This is a genomic window from Acidiphilium sp. (assembly GCF_049977125.1).
GTDB lineage: Bacteria > Pseudomonadota > Alphaproteobacteria > Acetobacterales > Acetobacteraceae > Acidiphilium.
The window spans coordinates 1-1,981 of the sequence record NZ_JBMFGY010000329.1 but is presented as its reverse complement, the minus strand read 5'-3'; the positions used below and the strand labels follow the sequence as shown (position 1 = coordinate 1,981).

Here is a 1,981-nt window from a genome sequence, read left to right as displayed (position 1 = left end):
TCGATGACCGACCAGCAACTCGCCGAGGACTTGCCAGGCGGTGATCGAGTATCGGTTGCGGTGATGGGCGGAACCGATCGCGATCAACGTGGCTAGATCAGTGCCGAACGCTCTCGCAAAAAGGCGACGGTCTCCGGGAGTTCTTGGCGAGAAAGCGTGTCGAGATAATCCTCTACACTGACCGGCGGATTGACCAAGCGGCCGCGGACTTCCCTTACAGCGGCCATGGCCGCCGGCTCGGCCAGATCGAACAAGTGACAGACAAATACGTCTGGATGCTGCGCCTCGATCCCGTACGCAGATAGTGTTGATGCGGGGAAATCACGGAGATTTTTCGTCACGATTACGTCGGCATGCCCAACAATAGCCGCAGCCAAAACATGTCTATCATCAGGATCCGGGAGATTGAGGGCGCCGATCAAGCTCTCATATCCCGTAACTAGGCAGTCCGGGACAGCCCCATTCATAAGATCGATTGTGCGCCGCAACGGCACGTCCAGCTCCGGGCGAGTTCGAAGAATTCCATTGAACCATTCGGCGTTTATCTCGGCTGACCATCGAGCCCGGAAAAGATTTGTTTCGGCAAGCGTCATCAGAAGATCGCGCAACGGTGCAGGAAACAGGACACAAGCATCGAACAAAGCGGTAAAGGCCACCCGTCAATAGCCAAAGCCAAGTTCTTGCGCTTGCGCGACCATCGCATCGATTGCGGCCTTCCGTCTCTTTTGCATCACCTCTCTGAAGGCAACCATATCCTGAAACCGGATGCGGCGGTGGCGGCCGACCAAACGAAACGGTATCTCGTTCTTTTCGAGTAGGCCGACCAGAAATGGACGCGACACATTCAACAGATCCGCCGCCTGTTGGGTCGTAAGTTCGGCATCCTCCGGGATCACGGCGACCGCGTGCCCATTGGCCAGATGCGTCAACATGTCGGTAAGCAAGCGCACGGCGGAGGCAGGCAAAACGAAGGTCTGGCTATCGCAATTATCGGACCGAGCTTCCACATGAACGGATCGGTTGCTGGCAAGCCGTGCCAGAGCCCTGCTCGCATCGCGAGCGACGCTTCGATCGTCGTCTGACACCAAGTCAGCCGGCGTTCCGATTAGTGCCGTTCCCATCATTGGCTTTCTCCTATGATCACAGAATTATGTGACCTAACCCATATAGGTTTAGGCTTCATTAAACGCAATAAACGAAACGGCATGGCCGGGCGCCGCTTAAATGCAGATGGACACACTACCGTCCCAGCGCCCTATCGAGGTCATGCCGCCCCGGCACGATCAAGACGGTCCCCGTTCGATGCCGCCAGCGCTTGCGCCGCGCGCATGAAGCCTCCCGTTGCCATCACGGCCTATCGATGCGCTCGATAGAACGCGATCGCCGCATGGGCTTCTTGCACCGCCGCGACTCACGCGGCATTCGACCAGCGCTAGCATTGGACGACTAGGCGCACGCCATCACGCTCAGCAACGATATCGGCGCCGTAGTCTCCGGTGGTGCGTGTTGCCTCCACTGACCATCCTCTGCCGGCGAGCAGCATGCCACAGAACTGCTCGAATTCGACCGGGGAGAGCTGCATCGGGTCGCGCGCGCCATAGTTGAGCTGTGAGGCTGGATTTGCACGCCGACCGGCGACAGGTTGCCGATCAGAAATAGATTGCGGAATGACGAGACAAGCGCAGCTGGTCCGGCGGCCTGACTAGTGCGCAGACCCGCAAGGCGCCCATTCTGATCCATGCAAGAGATATTCAGGAGCAGAATTGTGAAGCCATTCGAATCGACATCCGACTAACGGCCCAGTAATCTCCCGGTTTTCCGGGAGGCTTGTGTGAAGGTTGGCGCTTTAGTCGGGTTGACCTTGATGATGGGTGTTGCTGCCGCTCAAACGCCCTCATTTATTCCGACCTGGCAGCCTGGTGACCCCGCGCCACCTGATCCCGGGGCGACTACCCATAGGGTTCATCGGACTTCACCACCT

The 1,981-nt window shown here is 58.1% G+C and carries 3 protein-coding genes; all 3 read right to left on the bottom strand.

All coding sequences use genetic code 11. From position 1 onward, the window contains the following. Positions 1-92: 92 nt before the first annotated feature. Entirely contained in the window at positions 93-656 is a 564-nt protein-coding gene (locus ACP5E6_RS18730; RefSeq protein ID WP_427956941.1) for a PIN domain-containing protein, read from the bottom strand. A 3-nt stretch (positions 657-659) separates the two neighbouring features. Continuing rightward, positions 660-1,124, bottom strand: a complete 465-nt coding sequence (locus tag ACP5E6_RS18725) for an excisionase family DNA-binding protein (RefSeq protein WP_427956939.1) — start codon at positions 1,122-1,124, stop codon at positions 660-662. A 308-nt stretch (positions 1,125-1,432) separates the two neighbouring features. Next, positions 1,433-1,582 (bottom strand): restriction endonuclease, encoded by a 150-nt coding sequence (locus ACP5E6_RS18720; protein WP_427956937.1) that lies wholly within the window; start codon positions 1,580-1,582, stop codon positions 1,433-1,435. Positions 1,583-1,981: the final 399 nt, after the last annotated feature.